18 protein-coding genes are annotated in these 19480 nt (G+C 57.9%); 12 read left to right on the top strand and 6 right to left on the bottom strand.

What is annotated here, in order from left to right; all coding sequences use genetic code 11:
• Nucleotides 1-5 precede the first annotated feature (5 nt).
• On the bottom strand, nucleotides 6-461 hold the full coding sequence (locus ACR0D6_RS00975; RefSeq protein WP_170650416.1) for an Lrp/AsnC family transcriptional regulator: 456 nt from the start codon (nucleotides 459-461) through the stop codon (nucleotides 6-8).
• A gap of 145 nt (nucleotides 462-606) precedes the next feature.
• Here ACR0D6_RS00975 and hppD point away from each other — a divergent pair, with 145 nt between their 5' ends.
• On the top strand, nucleotides 607-1704 hold the full coding sequence (gene hppD / locus ACR0D6_RS00970; protein ID WP_480449131.1) for a 4-hydroxyphenylpyruvate dioxygenase: 1098 nt from the start codon (nucleotides 607-609) through the stop codon (nucleotides 1702-1704).
• Nucleotides 1705-1787: 83 nt separating this feature from the next.
• Here hppD and ACR0D6_RS00965 read toward each other — a convergent pair whose 3' ends face one another.
• Nucleotides 1788-3965 carry a hypothetical protein gene (locus ACR0D6_RS00965; RefSeq protein WP_480764139.1) on the bottom strand — a complete coding sequence of 726 codons (2178 nt, stop codon included), beginning with the start codon at nucleotides 3963-3965 and terminating at the stop codon, nucleotides 1788-1790.
• Nucleotides 3966-4128: 163 nt separating this feature from the next.
• Here ACR0D6_RS00965 and ACR0D6_RS00960 point away from each other — a divergent pair, with 163 nt between their 5' ends.
• Nucleotides 4129-4824 carry an SIMPL domain-containing protein gene (locus ACR0D6_RS00960; protein ID WP_480764138.1) on the top strand — a complete coding sequence of 232 codons (696 nt, stop codon included), beginning with the start codon at nucleotides 4129-4131 and terminating at the stop codon, nucleotides 4822-4824.
• A 3-nt stretch (nucleotides 4825-4827) separates the two neighbouring features.
• Here ACR0D6_RS00960 and ACR0D6_RS00955 read toward each other — a convergent pair whose 3' ends face one another.
• The 3 genes from ACR0D6_RS00955 to ACR0D6_RS00945 form a co-directional block, all read right to left on the bottom strand.
• Nucleotides 4828-5538, bottom strand: coding sequence for a GNAT family N-acetyltransferase (locus ACR0D6_RS00955; RefSeq protein WP_480764137.1), 711 nt, complete (start codon nucleotides 5536-5538; stop codon nucleotides 4828-4830).
• A gap of 18 nt (nucleotides 5539-5556) precedes the next feature.
• Nucleotides 5557-6849, bottom strand: coding sequence for an O-acetylhomoserine aminocarboxypropyltransferase/cysteine synthase family protein (locus tag ACR0D6_RS00950; protein ID WP_480764136.1), 1293 nt, complete (start codon nucleotides 6847-6849; stop codon nucleotides 5557-5559).
• 96 nt (nucleotides 6850-6945) lie between these two features.
• On the bottom strand, nucleotides 6946-7944 hold the full coding sequence (locus ACR0D6_RS00945; RefSeq protein ID WP_480764135.1) for a hypothetical protein: 999 nt from the start codon (nucleotides 7942-7944) through the stop codon (nucleotides 6946-6948).
• A gap of 197 nt (nucleotides 7945-8141) precedes the next feature.
• On the opposite strand from ACR0D6_RS00945, the gene ACR0D6_RS00940 reads away from it, so the two are divergent.
• From ACR0D6_RS00940 to preA, 4 genes are all read left to right on the top strand, one after another.
• A complete protein-coding gene (locus tag ACR0D6_RS00940) occupies nucleotides 8142-8774 on the top strand; it encodes a cupin domain-containing protein (RefSeq protein WP_480764134.1) in 633 nt (210 codons plus the stop codon).
• A gap of 162 nt (nucleotides 8775-8936) precedes the next feature.
• Nucleotides 8937-10271 (top strand): NAD(P)-dependent oxidoreductase, encoded by a 1335-nt coding sequence (locus ACR0D6_RS00935; protein ID WP_480764133.1) that lies wholly within the window; start codon nucleotides 8937-8939, stop codon nucleotides 10269-10271.
• Between the two features lie 45 nt (nucleotides 10272-10316).
• Nucleotides 10317-11153 carry a methyltransferase domain-containing protein gene (locus tag ACR0D6_RS00930; protein ID WP_170650405.1) on the top strand — a complete coding sequence of 279 codons (837 nt, stop codon included), beginning with the start codon at nucleotides 10317-10319 and terminating at the stop codon, nucleotides 11151-11153.
• Nucleotides 11154-11170: 17 nt separating this feature from the next.
• Nucleotides 11171-12475 (top strand): NAD-dependent dihydropyrimidine dehydrogenase subunit PreA, encoded by a 1305-nt coding sequence (gene preA / locus ACR0D6_RS00925; RefSeq protein WP_480764132.1) that lies wholly within the window; start codon nucleotides 11171-11173, stop codon nucleotides 12473-12475.
• Nucleotides 12476-12784: 309 nt separating this feature from the next.
• Here the strand turns inward: preA and ACR0D6_RS00920 are convergent, their stop codons facing one another.
• Entirely contained in the window at nucleotides 12785-13393 is a 609-nt protein-coding gene (locus ACR0D6_RS00920; RefSeq protein WP_480449147.1) for a TetR family transcriptional regulator C-terminal domain-containing protein, read from the bottom strand.
• A gap of 170 nt (nucleotides 13394-13563) precedes the next feature.
• Between ACR0D6_RS00920 and ACR0D6_RS00915 the strand changes: the two genes are divergently transcribed.
• The 6 genes from ACR0D6_RS00915 to ACR0D6_RS00890 are packed head-to-tail and all read left to right on the top strand — an operon-like array spanning nucleotide 13564 to nucleotide 19471.
• Entirely contained in the window at nucleotides 13564-14814 is a 1251-nt protein-coding gene (locus ACR0D6_RS00915) for a Zn-dependent hydrolase (protein ID WP_480449149.1), read from the top strand.
• Nucleotides 14811-15368, top strand: a complete 558-nt coding sequence (locus tag ACR0D6_RS00910) for a hypothetical protein (protein WP_480764131.1) — start codon at nucleotides 14811-14813, stop codon at nucleotides 15366-15368. The genes ACR0D6_RS00915 and ACR0D6_RS00910 overlap by 4 nt, the downstream gene beginning before the upstream one ends.
• Nucleotides 15365-16819 (top strand): dihydropyrimidinase, encoded by a 1455-nt coding sequence (hydA, locus tag ACR0D6_RS00905; RefSeq protein WP_480449153.1) that lies wholly within the window; start codon nucleotides 15365-15367, stop codon nucleotides 16817-16819. Before ACR0D6_RS00910 ends, hydA begins: the two co-directional genes overlap by 4 nt.
• A 55-nt stretch (nucleotides 16820-16874) precedes the next feature.
• Nucleotides 16875-17672 (top strand): ABC transporter ATP-binding protein, encoded by a 798-nt coding sequence (locus ACR0D6_RS00900; protein WP_170650396.1) that lies wholly within the window; start codon nucleotides 16875-16877, stop codon nucleotides 17670-17672.
• A 24-nt stretch (nucleotides 17673-17696) separates the two neighbouring features.
• A complete protein-coding gene (locus ACR0D6_RS00895; RefSeq protein ID WP_480449156.1) occupies nucleotides 17697-18629 on the top strand; it encodes an ABC transporter permease in 933 nt (310 codons plus the stop codon).
• Entirely contained in the window at nucleotides 18626-19471 is an 846-nt protein-coding gene (locus ACR0D6_RS00890; RefSeq protein ID WP_480764130.1) for an ABC transporter permease, read from the top strand. The genes ACR0D6_RS00895 and ACR0D6_RS00890 overlap by 4 nt, the downstream gene beginning before the upstream one ends.
• Nucleotides 19472-19480 lie beyond the last annotated feature (9 nt).

Below are 19480 nucleotides of genomic sequence, written 5' to 3'. Positions count from 1 at the left end.
ACCCGTCAGGTGGGCAGTGGAGCATCGCGTTTGAGTTGGTCCATGACGATCTGGCTTTGCACGCGCGCTACCGCAGGATGCGGCAGGATCACTTCGTGAAGCAAGCGGTTGAGCGCCGGAAGGTCGTCGCAATAGACATGCAGCAGATAATCCGCCTCACCGGTCATGGTCCAGGCGCTTGTGATCTCGGGACGCAGGTCCACCATGCGCGCGAAACTGGCCGATTGATCGGGCCCGTGCGTACCAAGGTGAACCTGAACAAAGCCCTGTACCCGAAGCCCCAGCTTTTGCGGGTCCAACTTGGCGGCATATCCGGTGATAAGTCCGTCAGCTTCCAGTCTTTGACGTCTCCGACCCGCCTGACTGGGGGACAGGTGCAGCATCTCTCCCAACTGGTGCGAGGTCAAATGGGCGTTCTCTTGCAGCGCGGCCAGCAGGCGTGCGTCAGTTGCATCCAGCATGTGCGGCGATTCTCCAAAAATCCTGAACTTCGTGCGTACTTTCCGCATACACTGTTAGGTTACAGGAAAAGAACGCGCAGAAACAGCATCAGATAAAGCGTATTTTGGAATCAGCAAAGAAATTCCTGTTTCACGGAGATGCGCCATGGGTCCTTTCCCGCACAACGCCCCTAAATCCACTATCACTGACGAAAACCCGGCCGGTACTGACGGGTTCGAATTTGTCGAATTCGCGCATCCTGAACCACAGGAACTGCGCGACCTGTTCGCGAAAATGGGATTCGAACTTACCGCCAGGCACAAGAACAAGCCCTTGGTCGAGCTTTGGCAGCAAGGCGATGTCACCTATATTCTGAACGCCGATCCGGACAGTTTTGCGGCAAAATTCGTTGATGCTCATGGCCCCTGTGCACCGGCGATGGGCTGGCGTGTCGTTGACGCGCAGCAGGCCTACGAGCATGCGATCGCGAAAGGCGCGGAACCTTATGATGCCGCCGACAAGACCATGGATGTCCCGGCGATCAAAGGCATCGGCGGCTCTCTGCTCTATTTTGTGGACCAGTATCACGACACGTCGCCATACAACGAAGAGTTCGAGTGGCTGAAGCAATCCAAGCCGCGCGGCGACGGGTTCTACTACCTCGATCACCTGACCCACAATGTCTACAAAGGCAACATGGACAAGTGGTTCAAATTCTACGGCGACCTGTTCAACTTCAAGGAAATCCGCTTCTTTGACATTCAGGGTAAATTCACCGGCCTATTCAGCCGTGCATTGACATCGCCTTGTGGCCGCATCCGCATTCCGATCAACGAAGACCGCGGTGAAACCGGGCAGATCGTTTCCTACCTCAAGAAATACAAGGGCGAAGGCATTCAGCATATCGCGGTGGGGTCGGATGACATTTATGGCTCTACTGATGCCATCGCCGCGAAGGGGCTGAAATTCATGCCCGGTCCGAACGAAACCTACTACGACATGTCCTATGACCGCGTGCAGGGGCATGACGAACCGAAAGATCGCATGATGAAACACGGCATCCTGATCGATGGCGAAGGCGTGGTCGATGGTGGCGAGACGAAGATTCTGCTGCAGATCTTCTCGAAAACAGTAATTGGCCCGATCTTCTTCGAATTCATCCAGCGCAAGGGCGATGACGGTTTCGGCGAAGGAAACTTCAAGGCTCTGTTCGAATCCATCGAGCGCGAGCAGATCGAGTCGGGGGAAATACCAGCCGCCTGATTGGCCCGATTATTCAGGGGGCGTGCGGATGATAGGCTGTCTCAGGCTTACGTCCGCGCGCCTTTTGTCAGCCGTTCCCCGGATCAGCTGTTCGGCATGGTCAGGGTCACGTTCCGGCTGCTTTTCTGATAGACCAACTGGCTGTCGCCGATTGCAAGCACCCGGCCACCGTCAAGACGGTCGCCGATTTTGACCTTTTTGTAGCGGCCGCTGGGAAGACGGATCAGCGCCCGCCGATTGGAAGGGGTTCCGTAGACCCCGATCAGATTGACGCGGCGCAGGTTGATGGCGTTGTCCAATGTGGCCTGACGCGCGACCGAAGCCGAGCTTGGTATTTTGGGCGAAACCGATTTGGGCGTGAAGGTACCGGCCTCAGTTCCGCCGCTTACTGCCGCTGTTGAGCCAAGCGACCCATCGCTGTTCGCTTTTGGCCGTTCAACCGCAGGCGCGGCGGTGACAGGCCGCAATTTCGGGCGGGGCACCAGCACAACGGCCAAAGCCGTTGGCGTTTCGTCGACCTGTGGTTCTACCTGCAGCGATTCCGGGCGCAACTTTGGGCGAACGCCAGCAAGTTCTTCAAGCGAGCGCCCGCCAAGTTGCTGCCGTTCAAAGCTTTCGACCAGATCATCGGGGCGCGGTGCCGGGCGAAGACCGGCAAGACGTTCCTGCGCTTCATCCACCACCGGCTCTTCTTCAAACCGAACTGGCACGTCCGGCGGGACACGGGCAGGTCTTCCCAGATACACGATCACCCCATCAGGATTGAGAGTGCCATCCTCGGTTGCGGTAACCAGCCCACGATCATCCAGTTTGAACTGGGTTCCGGCCGCAGTCGGCAGTCCGGCCTGCTCAACTGGCCAATCGGTGTCAAAACTTTGCGCGCCGGGCAGGGCAAGCGCATCTTGTGACAAATCAGATCGATCGATTGACGCGAGATATAGATCGTCCGCAGGTTCCAACGCCCTTTCCAGCAGAGCTTGCGGAGGTTCGGGCGACGCGCCGGTAGCCTCCAGTTGCGCCTGTTCCGCCACAGGATCACGTTGCACCGTTTCAACAGGTGTCGGTTCGACCTCAAGTGCGTCCAGAATAGCCGTATCCGTCGTATTCGGGTCGACAGGTTGGTCTGGGTCCTCAGCCGTTTCAGGTGGGTCCTGCGGAACGTCGTCTGACGCGTTGCCAACATCGTTCTCAGGCTGGGCATAATCGACAAACGCTGTCCGCGTTTCTGGCTGCGGAAACTCTGCCGTTTCATCCCCCTGCGGCCACAGGGCCCACCCGCCAATTGCAATGCAGGCCAAAACGATTGATGCAGCCACAGGAGCCGTCATCCCGATACGGGATTTTTTGCGGCCCCGCGCGCCAAAGATTGTCAGGCGATCCGTTTCATCCATTGCCCCCTTACCAACATTCGGCAGGGCATTGAAATTTGCCGGTACAGCCGGTTCGGCAATCGGATGAACGAGGGTTGCAGGCGGCAAGTCCGCATCGCTTTCTGCGACTGACTGCTTTTCTTCACTGTCCGGTTTGGCAGTTTCGGGTTCGGGCTGTGCATCTGTTTCTTCCTCGGTGTCGTCCAAAGTAGGACGGCGGCAAGAGGAAAAGCTGGCCTCTTCAGAAACAGACGGCGGGTCCGCGGGCTCCGCATTCGGTTGGTCCACCAAAGCAGCCTCAGCAGCAGGTTCTTCGACCTCGCTCTCCTCTGGTGCAGGGCTTTCCGGTTCGGGCTCAATTGCGACGCTTACCTTAGGTGCTGGGCTTTCCGGTTCGGGTGCAACTGCGACGTTGATCTCAGGTGCTTCCTGAAAATCCGGTATCCGGGGAAACTCACCGTCCGCAGGTTCAGCCGAAAACAATACCGGCCTGAAACCGTGCTCGGTTGTAAAAGTTCCGGCTTCGGCCAGCGTCTCCTTGGCGACAGCGGCTACATAGGTCGTGGTCCCTGAGGCTTCAGTGTCATACGCAAGGTCCGACAATGCATAGGGTGTTGCCTCGCCAAGGACTTCCTCAATCCGCGCCGTCCGCTCTGCGTCGTCAAGATCCTCTGTCTCAACTGTCAGATACCGGATTTGCTGATCAGGCAACACAACTCTGCAACTCAGATCGTTTTCAAGGGCAAAGGCCTTTGCGCGCAGATCTTCGAACGCCGCCTTCAGATCAGGCGTGTCCAGCGAAACGGAACCTACACTGTACCATTCGCCGTCCGCATGGTGCAGCAGCGAAATTCCTTCAACGGAAAAAGACAGCGTAAAGGCAGGCTTCATAATCTGGCGGAACCGTAATTGTCAGTCTTGCGCAAACGCCCCGGCGTTCACGCGGCGAGATTAAAGCAGGATATCGCCGAGGGAAAGAAAAAGCCGAATTCTCCCCTTGTGCGGCGAAGGCTTGCCAACCCATCTATTAGGTACAACAACAGGAGAGATCACATTGAAGAACATTGCTTTTCTCGTGATGATGCTTGCCGTTACGGCAGCTGGAATGGCCAATGCGCAAGAACGTCGCATCATTGTCGACGGCACAGGCACGGCCGAGGCCGCGCCGGACATGGCGACCATCACGCTTGGCGTCACAAACGAAAACGCCGAGGCCGCCGCAGCCATGCAGGCAACCTCTGAGGCGGTTGCTCAGATTCTGTCCCGGCTGGAACAGGCGGGGCTTGAGGCGCGCGACATCCAGACCCGCGATTTGTCATTGTCGCCACTTTGGGGCGGGCGCGACATCCAGAACGGCGACCGTCAAAAGATTACGGGATTCGTTGCCTCAAACCGCGTATTTGTCCGGGTGCGGGACCTGTCCAATCTGGGGCCAATCCTCGATGCTGTGATCGAAGGGGGCGCAAATGACTTTGGCGGGCTGAGCTTTAGCGTTCAGGATCCCAAGCCGCTTGCGGCCAAGGCGCGTGCAGACGCTGTCGCGGATGCGAGGGAAAAGGCTGGTCAACTGGCGGAGGCTGCAGGGGTTGAGCTGGGCAAGGTCGTCTCGATCACCGTGGGTGGTGGCGGCCCGCGGCCGTTGATGCGCGTGGCCGAGTTTGCGGCCGCGGATGCGGGCGGCATTCCCGTCGCTGGGGGAGAGATTTCGGTTCAGGCAACCGTATCGATGGTATTCGAAATCGCCGAGTAAACCTCAATCCGTCTGGCGGGCCATCAGGGATTCACGTTGCTGGCCCGTCGCATCAAAATTGTCCGGTGAAAGCCAGGCTTCGAATGCGTCGCGTATGCGCGGCCAATCCTTGTCGATGATGGCGAACCACGCCGTATCCCGGTTGCGTCCTTTGTAATGTGTCGCCTGCCGGAAAACGCCTTCGAATGTAAACCCAAGCCGTTCGGCTGCCCGACGCGACGGGGCATTCAGCGCGTCGCATTTCCATTCGTATCGACGATAGCCCAGTTCATCGAACACACGCCGCATCATCAGATACATGGTCTCTGTCGAAGATGGCTTTCGCTGCAATAGCGGCGAAAAGTGAATATGGCCGACTTCAATCGAGCCTGCTGATGGCTCAATCCGCAGATACGAGGCCATGCCCACTGGGGTTCCGTCTGCATCAAGAACGGTATGAAACAACGGGTCCAGGCCTGTGCAACTCGCTTTCAGCCACTCGGCAAACCCGGTTTCCGAGTCAAATGGGCCGTACGGCAGGTAGGTCCAGTTCCGTCCGTCCGTATCCTGCGCAAACGCCCGGAACAGGCCGGGCGCGTGCAGGGTTTCGTCAAGCGGCACCACCGAACAATACCGCCCCTGCATCGCACTGCGCGGGGGCAGGGGGCGCGGAAAGTCCCCCCTTACAGGCGCTCCGATAGGTTGGCCCAGATCGTTGATCTTATGTTCAGACATGATGCCGCTAGCTTTTTGTCAGGTGCAGGCTTTGGCCAGGGCCTGATCCAGATCGGCGATCAGATCATCCGCATCCTCGATCCCGATAGAGACCCGAACCACATTCGGGCTGGCGCCTGCCGCCTCCTGCTGTTCCGCTGTTAGTTGCCGATGCGTGGTCGAAGCCGAATGGATGATCAGCGATCGCGCATCACCCAGGTTCGCCACATGGCTGAAAATCTCCAGCGCGTTCACAAGCTTCACGCAGGCCTCGTACCCGCCTTTCACGGCAAAGGTGAACAGCGCGCCCGCGCCCTTGGGATAATGCTGTTGCACCCGCTCATGATAAGGCGATGAAGGCAGACCGGCATAGGTTACGTATTCCACACGATCATCGGCCTCCAGCCACGCTGCGATCTTTTCGGCGTTTTCCACATGGCGCTGCATTCGAAGGCTCAGCGTTTCGATGCCCATCAGGGTGTAATGTGCCGCCTGTGGGTTCATCGTCATGCCAAGGTCGCGCAGACCAACCGCGATGCTGTGGAAAGTAAAGGCCAGTGGCCCGAAGGTTTCGTGGAACTTCAGGCCGTGATAGGCAGGTTCCGCCGCGCTGAGCGAGGGGAATTTGTCGCTGGCAGACCAGTCGAATTTACCCGAATCCACAATGCAGCCGCCGGTCACGGTACCGTTGCCAGTCAGGTATTTTGTCGTCGAATGCACGACCAATGACGCGCCCTGATCGATGGGGCGGCAAAGGTATGGCGTGGCCGATGTGTTGTCCACGATCAGTGGCACGTCTGCCTCGTCCGCGACATCGGCCAATGCGCGGATGTCTGTGACATAACCGCCGGGATTGGCGATGGATTCGCAGAAAACGGCGCGGGTGTTTTCGTCTATGGCGGCCTTGACGGCCTCAAGATCGTCGGTGTCCACAAACTTGGCCGACCAGCCAAAGCGTTTGATGGTCTGGCTGAACTGCGTGACCGTGCCGCCATACAGACGGGTCGAGGCGATCACGTTGCAACCCGGCCCCATCAGCGGGAACAGCGCCATGATCTGTGCCGCATGGCCTGATGAACAGCAAACAGCCCCAACGCCGCCTTCCAGCGTCGCGACACGTTCCTGCAACACCGCCACTGTCGGGTTCGTCAGGCGGGAATAGATATAGCCCACTTCCTGCAGGTTAAACAGCGCCGCTGCGTGATCGGCATCGCGGAACACATATGCGGTGGTCTGGTAAATCGGTGTCTGCCGCGCGCCGGTCGCGGGATCAGGGCGCGCGCCCGCATGAATTTGCAGCGTGTCAAAGCCATAAGTAGGGCCATTGGACATTTCGAAAGTCTCCCTTTGGAATATGCTTGTCAAAATCTGTAGGGCATCAACCGCTTACACACAACGACATGGTCGCCGCACTTCGCCAAGGCCGGATCACCGCAGCCAAAGCCCGTTGGATTTGATCTTGTTTCGGATGACCTGCTCGCGCTGAGGCAGGTTCTCGCGGTCGAACAAGGCCCGAACCCGGGCCCCCTTGCCCTGAAACACCAGTTTTTTCAGGGGCTCATAGTTTTTCAGCACTTTCTTGAATTTGTTGGGGGCTGCAACCGTTTCCAGCACTTCGACAACCCGGTCGCTTTCCCGCGCATAAAGCAATGGGAACAGCCGGTAGTGGCAGCTAACAGAACCATCAAGCAACCCACGGGGCAGGGCATCGCGCCCGCCACCGAATGAGTGGATGACCAGGGGGAGGGCGACCTGGTCCAGCCATGGATCAAGACTTTGCGCGGTAAGTTCCGGCAGGTTCTCGTCGCGGATGGTCTTGGCGAATTGCAGGAAACGCTCTCCGAACCTGCGCGGGCAGGAATAAAAGAAAAAACCCGCGTTGAAATACAGATATCTCCGCCAGTAATCATGTGGCTGGCTGGTATCCAGAGAGCTTTCGAAATCCAGATCGAACCGCTGGTACAAAGCGCGCCAGATGCCGTCATAACCGGGGCCGTAAAGTGTGGGTTTGGGCCACGTCCCCTCGACCTTCAGCGACGCGCCGGGGCGATCGAAATCAAACGGAACACTGGTCAGGTCGCCGGTGATCAGCGTATCGGTGTCAAAAAATACAAAGGGTTCCCCTTCGGGCAGGGCCAGCAGCGCCTCGATCTTGTTGCCGTATGGATAGCTTTCGCCAAAAACATTGCTCTCGAATGGCAGAATTTCCGCGCCAAGCTGTTTCAGTGCCGTGAGGACGTCTTCGTTCTGAATGCGTGGGTCCTGTTTCCATTTCGGTCCAGGCTGCGGAACTGCAACAAACAGCTTTCCGTCAAAGCCGGTCGAATTGTGCCGCAGCGAAGCTGCGAACAATATGGCCTCGTATTGCAGGCGATTGTTCTGACCAATAATGACGATATTGAATTTGGGGTGGTCCGCCTGCTGCATTTTTCTCTTTCTCGACCAAACCGGGGTTCGACGTTTCTTTGTAAAGACCGGCCTACATCAAGCGGTGAATGCAGTCAAAATCTCTGCGCTGCCCGGCAGCCAGCGTTCAGTCAGGAACCCCACGTTTTCGTGAACCTGTTTGCAATTTGCGGGGCAGGGGCCAATTCTACGGAAACACTCTGATCAGGAGAACGCGGATGCTTATCAATGCTGACTTCACGAAACGAGTAGCGGTGCATTTCAACGATGCCGATTGGGTTCAGTCCCCCGCAGCAGGGGTCGAACGCAAGATGCTGGACCGGATCGGCGACGAAGTGGCGCGCGCCACGACGATTGTGCGCTTTGCGCCCGGAAGCGCCTTTGCGGCCCACACCCATGACGGTGGTGAGGAATTTCTGGTTCTCGACGGTGTGTTTCAGGACGAAACCGGGGATTTCCCTGTTGGCAGTTATGTCCGCAACCCTCCGACAACCTCGCACACGCCTTCCGCGCAGGAAGGAGCGACCATTCTGGTGAAGCTTCATCAGTTTGACCCTGAGGACCGGACCGAGGTTCGCAAGTCAATCGGTCAGGGTCAGGAGACCCAGTTGTTCAAGGATCAGCGCGAGGATGTGCAGGTTCGCACCTGGGCCGCGGGTGAACAGGTTTCCCACGACCTGCCGGGCGGAGCCGAGATCTTTGTCGTTGACGGTAGTTTTGTCGAGTCGGGTGAAGAGTTCGGGGGATGGGACTGGCTGCGCCTGCCGCCGGGATCATCGCTGAATGCCACTGCCGGACCTGAGGGCGCCAGAGTCTGGATGAAACTGGATCATCTGAAAGAATTGGTCTGATTTCCTCAGACCTGCATAAATTTCTAGCAATAATCCGCCAAATCCGGGTCTCGCGGCCCGGATTTTGCATTTTTTGACCATTTGGCAAATTTTACCAATTGATAAAATTTTTGTTTGTGGCAAGCTGGGGCCATAACAAACATATCTACAGGGAGTAGAGTGATGGCACAGGGCCAGATGGCTCCCGGCGTCGTGGCCGGGCGGCTTTCCAGCGATGAGCTGACCTCGAATTTCGCGGATCTGCATCCGCCATTTGCGCCGCACGAGGCGGCAGTGGCTGCTGATCGGTGTTATTTCTGCTATGACGCGCCATGTGTCACGGCGTGTCCGACGGACATCGATATTCCGGTGTTCATCCGACAGATTCAGGCGGGACAGCCCGAAGCGGCGGGCAAGACCATTCTGGATCAGAACATCTTGGGCGGCATGTGCGCCCGGGTTTGTCCCACGGAAACGCTCTGCGAGGAAGCCTGCGTTCGCGAAACCGCCGAAGGCAAACCGGTCGAGATTGGCCGGCTTCAGCGGTTTGCAACTGATAGCGTGATGACAGCGGGCGAACATCCGTTTGACCGCGCAGCCCCCACCGGCAAAACCGTTGCGGTTGTCGGGGCAGGGCCGGCCGGTCTGGCTTGTGCGCACCGTTTGGCGATGTTTGGCCATGATGTGGTTATCCACGAATCCCGGCCGAAACCTGGCGGTCTGAACGAATACGGCATTGCTGCTTACAAGGCGACGAACAACTTTGCCCAGGCCGAGGTCGACTGGCTGCTGCAGATCGGCGGCATCGCGATCGAAACCGGGTCATCGCTTGGCGATACGATTTCTTTGGACGGGCTGCAGGATGCGTATGACGCGGTGTTTTTGTCCATCGGTCTGGCAGGCGTAAATGCTCTGCGCGCCGAAGGAGCGGACAAGGACGGCGTGCATCACGCGGTCGATTTCATTGCCGAAGTGCGGCAAGCGGACGATCTGGCAAACCTGCCGGTAGGGCGCAATGTCGTGATCATCGGCGGTGGCATGACTGCGGTGGACGCAGCAGTGAAATCGAAGCTTTTGGGCGCGGAAAACGTGACCATCGCCTACCGCCGCGACCGCGACGCAATGGGTGCCAGCCGATATGAACAGGATCTTGCGGCAGCCAATGGCGTCAAGATCATGTGCAACGTGCAACCCGTTGCAGTTCACGGCAATGGCACTGCGGCTGAGATCGAGCTGGAGTATACTGCAACCGTCGACGGCAAGCTGTCGGGAACCGGTGAAACCACGCGGGTGCGCGCCGATCAGGTTCTCAAGGCTATCGGTCAGACCCTGGAGGGCGCGCCGGACGGTCTGACGTTGGACGGCAACAAGATCGCTGTAACCGGGCCGGGGCGAACCTCGATGGATGGCGTCTGGGCTGGTGGCGATTGCGCGGCAGGCGGCGACGACCTGACCGTGACAGCCGTCGCTGAAGGGCGGGATGCTGCAATGGACATCCATGCGACGCTGATTTCGTGATAGATTGGGGTATTCCACCCCATTTTTGTCGCTGAGGTATTGCAAATGTCCACGATCGAAAACGCAGTTGCGCGCCACTACACGACCGGTGCCCTGACCCAAAGAGTAAGAGAGGCGCTGCAAGCCAGCGGCGTCGATCCCGATGCTGCCACGGCGGCTGATCTGAAGGCCGGGGATGAATTCCACACCGGTGGCGTTGCGGCGACGGACCACCTGTTCGCGCAACTGTCGCCAAATCACGCCACTCGTGTGCTGGACGTGGGGTGCGGGATCGGCGGTACATCGCGTTATGTCGCGGACCACTACGATTCCACGGTAACCGGCATCGATCTGACGCCGGAATTTGTGGAAACCGCTACGGAGTTGAGTGATCTGGTCGGGCTGGGTCACAAGACGACGTTTCTGGTCGGCAGCGCATTGGATATGCCGGTGCCGGATTTCGGTTTCGATCTGGCGGTCATGCTGCATGTCGGCATGAACATCCAAGACAAGGCAGGGCTGTTTGCCGAGGTTGCAAGGGTTCTTGCCACTGGGGGGACCTTTGCGGTTTTCGATGTGATGGGCGGCAGCGTTGACGAGGCGCTGAAGTTTCCGTTGCCTTGGTCAACTGCCCCGGAAACGTCCTTTGTTGACGCGCCTGACACCTACAAGAACGCGGCAGCTGCAGCAGGGCTGGATCTGATCGCGGAAACCGACCGGACCGAATTCGCAACCGCGTTCTTCGAAGAGGCCTTTGCCCGCATTGCCGAAAGCGGCCCCCCGCCTTTGGGGATTCACCTGATGATGGGTGAAACCGCACCGGAAAAGTTCGGCAACTACGTCGAGAACATACACGCCGGGCGCATTCGCCCGACAGAGATGATATTCAGGAAATCCGGCTGAGCCGGTAAGGAGGACCCATGGCCAATCTGACGACAGACTTTCTTGGAATTTCCAGTCCAAACCCATTCTGGCTGGCATCGGCACCGCCAACGGACAAGGAATACAATGTGCGCCGCGCGTTCGAGGCCGGATGGGGCGGGGTGGTCTGGAAAACTCTGGGTGAGGAAGGCCCGCCGGTCGTCAACGTGAACGGGCCGCGCTATGGCGCGATTTATGGTGCAGACCGCCGCCTGCTTGGCCTCAATAACATCGAATTGATCACGGATCGCCCCCTTGAGGTCAATCTTGAAGAAATGGCCCGGGTCAAGGCGGATTATCCCGATCGGGCGCTGATCGCGTCGATCATGGTGCCTTGCGAAGAAGGGGCATGGAAAGCAATCTTGCCGCGTGTGGCCGAAACCGGAGCCGACGGGATCGAGCTGAACTTCGGCTGTCCCCACGGGATGAGCGAGCGTGGAATGGGCAGTGCCGTGGGGCAGGTGCCGGAATATATCGAAATGGTCACCCGCTGGTGCAAGCAGTATTACGACAAGCCGGTGATCGTGAAGCTGACGCCGAACATCACCGATATTCGCAAACCGGCAACGGCGGCCAGAAACGGTGGCGCTGATGCGGTCTCGCTGATCAACACGATCAACTCGATCACCAGTGTTAATCTGGATACCTTCAGCCCCGAACCGTCGATTGATGGCAAGGGCAGTCACGGTGGCTATTGCGGACCGGCGGTCAAACCGATTGCTTTGTCGATGGTCTCGGAAATTGCGCGCAACTCCGAAACGCACGGGCTTCCGATTTCGGGGATCGGCGGGGTTACAACATGGCGCGACGCGGCAGAATTCATGTCGCTGGGCTGCGGGACAGTTCAGGTGTGTACCGCCGCGATGACCTATGGGTTCAAGATCATCGATGAACTGACGGCCGGATTGTCCAGATGGATGGACGAAAAGGGCTACACGAACGTCTCCGAGATCGTCGGCCGCGCTGTTCCCAACGTAACCGACTGGCAGTACCTGAACCTGAATTACGTCGCCAAAGCCAAGATCGATCAGGATCAGTGCATCAAATGTGGCCGTTGCTATGCGGCGTGCGAAGATACCAGCCATCAGGCCATTTCGATGTCACCCGACCGTGTGTTCGAGGTGATAGACGAAGAATGCGTGGCCTGTAACCTTTGCGTCGATGTCTGTCCTGTCGAAAACTGCATCTCGATGGTGCCGATGGCAGCGGGCGAAGTTGATCCGCGCACCGGAAAAGTTGTTCAGGAAGAATACGCCAACTGGACGACCCATCCCAACAACCCGATGGCGAAGGCGGCAGAATAGGCAGAGAATTTTCGTCGAAAAATCTAAATCGGGAAATTCGACGAATTTTCTCAGAACAGAAAATCCACCGGCCCGTTGTGGCAAGTGACGATGTATTGGTAGGCGGTGCGGATCAAATGAAATCCGCGCCGCTTTACTTCTGATTTGAAGCGGTCATGTCCGACTTCACGTTCAACCCACGCCACCGATCGGCGCACGACGGCACCCCGTTGCGCGGATTTGGTTGAAAAGAGTTGGGCAATCCATGGCTCAGGTTCGGGTCTGGTTACAATCATAGGCAAAAGCTGCCTGATTGTGGTTAAGCGATGCTTAAGGCGCCAGAAGTTTGCGATACACCGTATCGATAAAGGGTTCGGCCCCCTCAAACGGGTCTTCTTCGCCCAGAATTGCACGCACCTGAACGTCGAAATCGGCATAGTGCTGGGTCAGCGCCCAGATGGAAAACACCAGATGATAGGGGTGAACCCGCGCGATTTTACCCTGATCCATCCAACGGGTCAGAATTTTGGTCTTGTCGTCGACAAGCCTTTTCAGATCCTCTGAAAGGGCCTGATGAATACGCGGTGCGCCCTGAACAAGTTCGTTGGCAAACAACCGGCTTTCGCGCGGCAGTTCACGGCTCATCTCAAGTTTGCGGCGCGTGTAGGATAGGATCTCTTCAAGCGGATCGCCGTTTTCGTTCAGATCGTGCAGCGGTGCCAGCCATGTATCCAGCAAGCCGGAAAGCAGCGCGGTGTGAATCGCCTCTTTCGACGGGAAGTAGTACAGCAGGTTGGGTTTGCTCAGACCGGATTCGGCTGCAATCTGATCTACCGTTGCCCCGCGAAATCCATGCGCCGAAAAGACATTCAATGCTGCCTCCAGAATGGCGGCGCGGTTCTTTTTCTGAATGCGGGTCGGTGCGCGATCCTTGGGCATGTTCTTCGGTTGTCTCTTTTTCTGCCAATCAGGGGGCAATTATGCCGAAATTTCCGGCTGTGCCATGCAATTTCTTGACTGATGTTGAACCCGTGATAGCGTGAGTTTGACCAGATGGTCAAATCACGACACCAAAAGCGAGCCAATTCGCAAGCAACAGGGGAAAACACATGGCAGCTCCGGCGCAGAATCTCAGAATCAATGGTGACCGGTTGTGGGACAGTCTGATGGAGATGGCCACGATCGGGCCGGGTATCGCGGGTGGTAACAACCGCCAGACCGTGACCGACGAAGATGCCGAAGGACGCGCCCTGTTTCAGAAATGGTGCGAGGATGCAGGCTGCACCATGGGTCTGGATCAGATGGGCAACATGTTTGCCCGGCGCGAAGGAACCGACCCCGATGCGCTGCCTGTCTATGTCGGCTCGCATTTGGATACGCAGCCTACGGGCGGAAAGTATGATGGGGTTCTGGGGGTTCTGGGCGGGCTCGAGATCATTCGCACCCTGAACGATCTGGGTATCAAGACTAAACATCCCATCGTTGCGACAAACTGGACCAACGAAGAGGGGACGCGCTTTGCCCCGGCGATGTTGGCCTCGGGTGTGTTTGCGGGAATGCATACGCAGGACTGGGCCTATGATCGTGAAGATGCCGAGGGAAAGAAATTCGGTGACGAATTGCAACGGATCGGCTGGCGTGGCGAAGAAGAGGTCGGTGCCCGAAAGATGCACGCGTTTTTCGAGCTGCACATCGAACAGGGACCCATTCTCGAGGCCGAGGAAAAGGACATCGGCGTCGTCACGCATGGTCAGGGGCTGAGCTGGACGCAGGTGACGATTACCGGCAAGGACGCCCATACCGGATCGACTCCGATGCCGATGCGCAAGAACGCGGGTCTGGCGATGGCACGGGTGCTGGAAAAAGTGGATGAGATCGCCTGGTCCCACGCTCCCCACGCCGTCGGAGCCGCAGGGCATATCGATGTCTTTCCCAATTCACGTAACGTGATCCCGGGCAAGGTGGTTTTCACCGTCGATTTCCGCTCACCCGATCTGGAGGTGATCAAGGATATGGAGGCCCGCCTGCGCGTTGCGGCCCAAGACATCGTCGACGAAATGGGGCTGTCCGTTGAATTCGAAAAGGTCGGCGGTTTCGATCCGGTCGACTTCGATGAAAACTGCGTAACGGCGGTGCGTAATGCGGCGGAAAGGCTGGGTTATTCGCATACGGACATCATTTCGGGCGCGGGCCACGATGCCTGCTGGATCAACCGTGTTGCCCCGACGGCGATGGTGATGTGTCCCTGCGTGGATGGCCTGAGCCACAACGAGGCCGAGGAAATAAGCAAGGAATGGGCGGCCGCCGGGGCTGATGTTCTGTTTCACGCGGTCGTCGAAACCGCGGAGATAGTGGGGTGAAACCGGATCGCCTCTCAAAAGGGTCAATCCTGTTTGCCAGCTTTGCAATATTGCTGGGCCTGCTTGCTGTTTACTTTCTCGTTGATCGGTATCGATCAATGCAGCAAGAGCTCAAAGACGCTAATCTCAGTGTCGAATTCTATCAGGAACGTGATGCGCAGCTAATCGAGCTGTTCCTTGTTGAGAATGACGTCTTCGATATGCTCGACAGGGCGAAAAATGCCGAAACACCGGGTGAACGTTTGATCGCCGTTCAGGAACTGGACGTGTTCATTCAGGAGGCGCTCGCGCTGGTCACAGACCTCCCAACCGGCTCGATCGGGGACGCCTCTGAATGGGTCAAACTGTTTAGCGCCATTGCGGCCGTGGTTGGTTCACTCAGTTCGACAGTGATTGCGATTATGCTCTTTCTCCGGGACTCCAAGAGGTCCCAGCTGGAGAATGAAAAACTTGCAGTCGAAATCGCCCAACTGAAACTTGATTTAGCGAGAACTACGCCCGCTAAAGGTACAGAACATATAAATAAAACAAATCCGAACGGAGCCAGCTCATGACCACAGTGATCAAAAATGGAACCATCGTTACTGCCGATCTGACGTACAAGGCCGACGTAAAGATCGAAGCGGGCGTAATCACGGAAATCGGTCCTGATTTGAAAGGCGACAAGGAGCTCGATGCAACCGGGTGCTACGTCATGCCCGGTGGCATCGACCCGCATACGCATCTGGAGATGCCGTTTATGGGGACATATTCCAGTGATGACTTCGAAAGCGGAACGCGGGCTGCTCTGTCCGGCGGAACCACAATGGTGGTCGACTTTGCGCTGCCCAATCCGGGCGAAAGCCTACTGGATGCGCTGAAACGCTGGGACAACAAATCTACGCGTGCCAATTGCGACTACTCGTTCCACATGGCGGTGACCTGGTGGGGCGAGCAGGTGTTCGATGACATGAAAACCGTGATCGAACAGCGTGGCATCAACACCTTCAAGCACTTCATGGCCTATAAGGGCGCGCTGATGGTGAATGATGACGAGATGTATGCCTCGTTCCAGCGTCTGGCCGAGCTTGGCGGGATCGCCATGGTCCATGCCGAGAACGGCGATGTGGTTGCCGAACTTTCCGCCAAACTGCTGGCCGAGGGAAATACCGGCCCCGAGGCGCATGCCTATTCCCGACCGCCACAGGTTGAGGGCGAGGCCACAAACCGGGCCATCATGATCGCTGACATGGCGGGTGTGCCGCTCTATGTGGTGCATACGTCCTGCGAAGAAAGCCACGAAGCCATTCGCCGGGCACGGATGCAGGGAAAACGGGTCTGGGGCGAGCCGCTGATTCAGCACCTGACACTGGATGAAAGCGAGTATTTCAACGCCGATTGGGACCATGCCGCGCGGCGCGTGATGTCTCCGCCGTTCCGGGACAAAAAGCATCAGGACAGCCTGTGGGCCGGGCTGCAATCCGGATCGCTGTCGGTTGTGGCAACCGATCACTGCGCCTTTACGACCGAGCAAAAGCGCTATGGCGTCGGCGACTTCACCAAGATCCCGAACGGGACCGGTGGGCTGGAAGACCGGATGCCGATGCTGTGGACGCATGGCGTCAGCACGGGGCGCCTGACGCCGAATGAGTTCGTGGCCGTGACTTCGACCAATATCGCCAAGGTTCTGAACTGTTATCCCAAGAAGGGCGCGGTTCTGGTTGGGGCGGATGCGGACCTGGTTGTCTGGGATCCGGAGAAATCCAAGACTATTCAGGCGTCTACGCAGCAATCTTCAATCGATTACAACGTGTTTGAAGGCAAAGAGGTCAAGGGCCTTCCGCGCTTTACTCTGACCCGTGGACAGGTGGCCGTGCACGATGGTGAGATCCGTACACAGGAAGGCCACGGAAACTTTGTCGCGCGTGAGGCGAACACGACCGTGAACAAGGCGCTGAGCACCTGGAAAGAGCTGACGGCGCCCAGACCGGTCGAGCGGAGCGGTATTCCGGCAACCGGCGTGTAAACCTCTGGAGCTGCCGGTTCGGCAGCTCTCAACGATCTCTTTTCAAGGCAATAGAATGGACACTGAAAGCAATACCCAGCCCGTTATCGAGGCAAGGCAGTTGGATCTGGTGTTTCAGACCAATGACGGGCCGGTCCACGCACTCAACGATGTGAACCTGACGATCGACAAGGGCGACTTCGTCAGTTTCATCGGCCCGTCGGGCTGTGGCAAAACCACCTTTCTGCGATGCATCGCGGCATTGGAAAATCCAACCGGCGGCACGCTGAGTGTCAATGGCATGACCCCGGACGAGGCGCGGCGGAACAGGGCTTATGGCTATGTGTTTCAGGCGGCGGGACTTTACCCTTGGCGGACAATCGCCAAGAACATAAAACTGCCGCTTGAGATCATGGGTTACTCTCGCGATCAGCAGGAAGATCGCGTTAATAAGGTTCTAGAACTTGTTGATCTTGAAGGGTTTGGCGGAAAGTTTCCATGGCAGCTTTCGGGGGGAATGCAGCAGCGTGCGTCGATCGCGCGCGCCTTGGCCTTTGATGCCGACATCCTGCTGATGGACGAACCCTTCGGCGCACTGGACGAGATCGTGCGCGATCACCTGAACGAACAGTTGTTGCAGCTTTGGTCGCGCACGGACAAGACCATCGGCTTTGTCACGCACTCGATCCCCGAGGCGGTGTATCTCAGCACAAAGATCGTGGTGATGAGCCCGCGCCCTGGGCGGATCACCGACGTGATCGAAAGCCCCTTGCCAAAGGAACGCCCGCTGGACATTCGCGACACGCCCGAATTTTTGGAAATCGCCCACCGCGTGCGCGAAGGACTAAGAGCGGGGCATGCCTATGACGATTGATATCGCCGTGAAAGAGGGCGCCGCATGAAGAACCTGTTGCCTATACTGGCGGTTCTCGCCGCCATTGTCGCCATCTGGTATGCCGCCGTTGCGCCCATGAATATCCGCGTGGCACTGGATCAGGCCCAGCGATCCGGTGAAGTCGTGACACCCGAAACCTCGCGCGTCCGGCAAAACACCTCGGTCTGGTACCTGATGGCGGTCAATCCGTCACACATCTCCAAAGGCTATGCGCTGGATCGTCCGCGGCTGCCGACGCCGGGGCAGGTCGGTCAGGAGTTGTGGAAAACCACCGGTGAGATGGCGCTGCGTGGACGCGCGCTGTCGAAACGCTCATTGATCTATCACGCCGGCATCACCTTGCAGTCGACGCTTTGGGGGTTCCTGCTGGGCACCACGCTGGGCATCGCGGCGGCGGTGGCAATCGTCTATTCGCGTGTTGTCGACATGAGCCTGATGCCGTGGGCGATCATAAGTCAGACCGTGCCCATCGTGGCGCTGGCGCCAATGATCATCGTGGTCAGCTCACAGGTCGGGATCGAAGGGCGGGGCGTGCCCAAGGCAATCATCTCGGCCTATCTGTGCTATTTCCCGGTGCTGGTGGGCATGGTCAAAGGCCTGCGCTCACCATCCGCATCTCAGCTGGACCTGCTTAAAACCTATAACGCGTCAGGGGCGCAGGGGTTCTTCAAGCTGCGTTTACCTTCGTCGATGCCCTACCTGTTCACGTCGCTCAAGATCGGTATCGCGGCGGCGCTGGTGGGGACGATTGTGGGTGAGCTTCCGACTGGGGCCATCTCGGGGTTGGGCGCGCGCATTCTGATCGGGGATCAGTTCGGTACGCCACTGGCCATCTGGGCCGCCTTGTTGGCAGCCGCAATACTGGCCGGTCTGTTGGTGACGCTGCTGGATATCCTGCAGCGCGTGGCCCTTAAGCGAATGGGGATGAACACATGACCTGGTTATCCCTTGCATTGCTCTTTTGGGGGCTGGCCTGGTGGGCCAACTATCGTCTGGCGATTTCCAAGTGGAACAAGACGCGGGGCGTGCGCGTTCTGGTCCCGGTTCTGTTCGGCGTCACCCTTTTGGTGTTGTGGGAAGGTCTGGTGCGGGGGCTTGATGTCTCGCCGGTCATCCTGCCACCGCCTTCTGACGTGGCCGAAGAGTTCTTCAATTCGACCGCCACGCTTTGGGAGGACTTCCGCCAGACCGTGTTCAAAGGTGCACTTACCGGTTTTGTCATCGGCAGCGCCGCGGCCTTTGCCTGTTCGATCGCCATCGACCGCTCGTCCTTCCTGACACGCGGGCTGCTGCCGATCGGCAATTTCGTGGCGGCCCTGCCCATTGTCGGCATCGCGCCGATCCTGGTCAGCTGGTTCGGGTTTGACTGGCACTCAAAAGCGGCCGTGGTCGTGGTAATGGTGTTTTTCCCGATACTCGTGAACACGGTGCAGGGCCTGCGTGAAACCGACGCTATGCAGCGCGATCTGATGCGAACCTATGCGGCCGGATACTGGCAGACGTTGCTCAAACTGCGCCTGCCCGCTGCGATGCCATTCGTATTCAATGGTCTCAAGATCGCAACCACGCTGGCGCTGATCGGCGCGATTGTTGCCGAATATTTCGGATCACCCACGCGTGGCATGGGTTTCCGCATTTCAACCGGTGTCGGCAGTCTGGATATCGATCTGGTCTGGGCCGAAATCGTAGTGGCGGCAATGGCAGGAACGGTGTTCTATAGCGGTGTTGCCTGGATCGAAAAGGCGGTGACATTCTGGCACCCGTCACAACGAAGATAAGAGGAACCG

The organism is Ruegeria sp. BJ6 (genome assembly GCF_056537885.1).
Note: the sequence above shows the minus strand (reverse complement) of the source record. Positions and strands in the feature narration are given on the sequence as shown.

What these genes read in the sequence shown, in the direction of transcription:
- ACR0D6_RS00975 (WP_170650416.1), bottom strand. Translation starts at nt 461, where the DNA reads ATGCTGGATGCAACTGACGCACGCCTGCTGGCCGCGCTGCAAGAGAAC.
- hppD (WP_480449131.1), top strand. Translation starts at nt 607, where the DNA reads ATGGGTCCTTTCCCGCACAACGCCCCTAAATCCACTATCACTGACGAA.
- ACR0D6_RS00965 (WP_480764139.1), bottom strand. Translation starts at nt 3,965, where the DNA reads ATGAAGCCTGCCTTTACGCTGTCTTTTTCCGTTGAAGGAATTTCGCTG.
- ACR0D6_RS00955 (WP_480764137.1), bottom strand. Translation starts at nt 5,538, where the DNA reads ATGTCTGAACATAAGATCAACGATCTGGGCCAACCTATCGGAGCGCCT.
- ACR0D6_RS00950 (WP_480764136.1), bottom strand. Translation starts at nt 6,849, where the DNA reads ATGTCCAATGGCCCTACTTATGGCTTTGACACGCTGCAAATTCATGCG.
- ACR0D6_RS00945 (WP_480764135.1), bottom strand. Translation starts at nt 7,944, where the DNA reads ATGCAGCAGGCGGACCACCCCAAATTCAATATCGTCATTATTGGTCAG.
- ACR0D6_RS00940 (WP_480764134.1), top strand. Translation starts at nt 8,142, where the DNA reads ATGCTTATCAATGCTGACTTCACGAAACGAGTAGCGGTGCATTTCAAC.
- ACR0D6_RS00935 (WP_480764133.1), top strand. Translation starts at nt 8,937, where the DNA reads ATGGCACAGGGCCAGATGGCTCCCGGCGTCGTGGCCGGGCGGCTTTCC.
- ACR0D6_RS00930 (WP_170650405.1), top strand. Translation starts at nt 10,317, where the DNA reads ATGTCCACGATCGAAAACGCAGTTGCGCGCCACTACACGACCGGTGCC.
- preA (WP_480764132.1), top strand. Translation starts at nt 11,171, where the DNA reads ATGGCCAATCTGACGACAGACTTTCTTGGAATTTCCAGTCCAAACCCA.
- ACR0D6_RS00920 (WP_480449147.1), bottom strand. Translation starts at nt 13,393, where the DNA reads ATGCCCAAGGATCGCGCACCGACCCGCATTCAGAAAAAGAACCGCGCC.
- ACR0D6_RS00915 (WP_480449149.1), top strand. Translation starts at nt 13,564, where the DNA reads ATGGCAGCTCCGGCGCAGAATCTCAGAATCAATGGTGACCGGTTGTGG.
- hydA (WP_480449153.1), top strand. Translation starts at nt 15,365, where the DNA reads ATGACCACAGTGATCAAAAATGGAACCATCGTTACTGCCGATCTGACG.
- ACR0D6_RS00900 (WP_170650396.1), top strand. Translation starts at nt 16,875, where the DNA reads ATGGACACTGAAAGCAATACCCAGCCCGTTATCGAGGCAAGGCAGTTG.
- ACR0D6_RS00895 (WP_480449156.1), top strand. Translation starts at nt 17,697, where the DNA reads ATGAAGAACCTGTTGCCTATACTGGCGGTTCTCGCCGCCATTGTCGCC.
- ACR0D6_RS00890 (WP_480764130.1), top strand. Translation starts at nt 18,626, where the DNA reads ATGACCTGGTTATCCCTTGCATTGCTCTTTTGGGGGCTGGCCTGGTGG.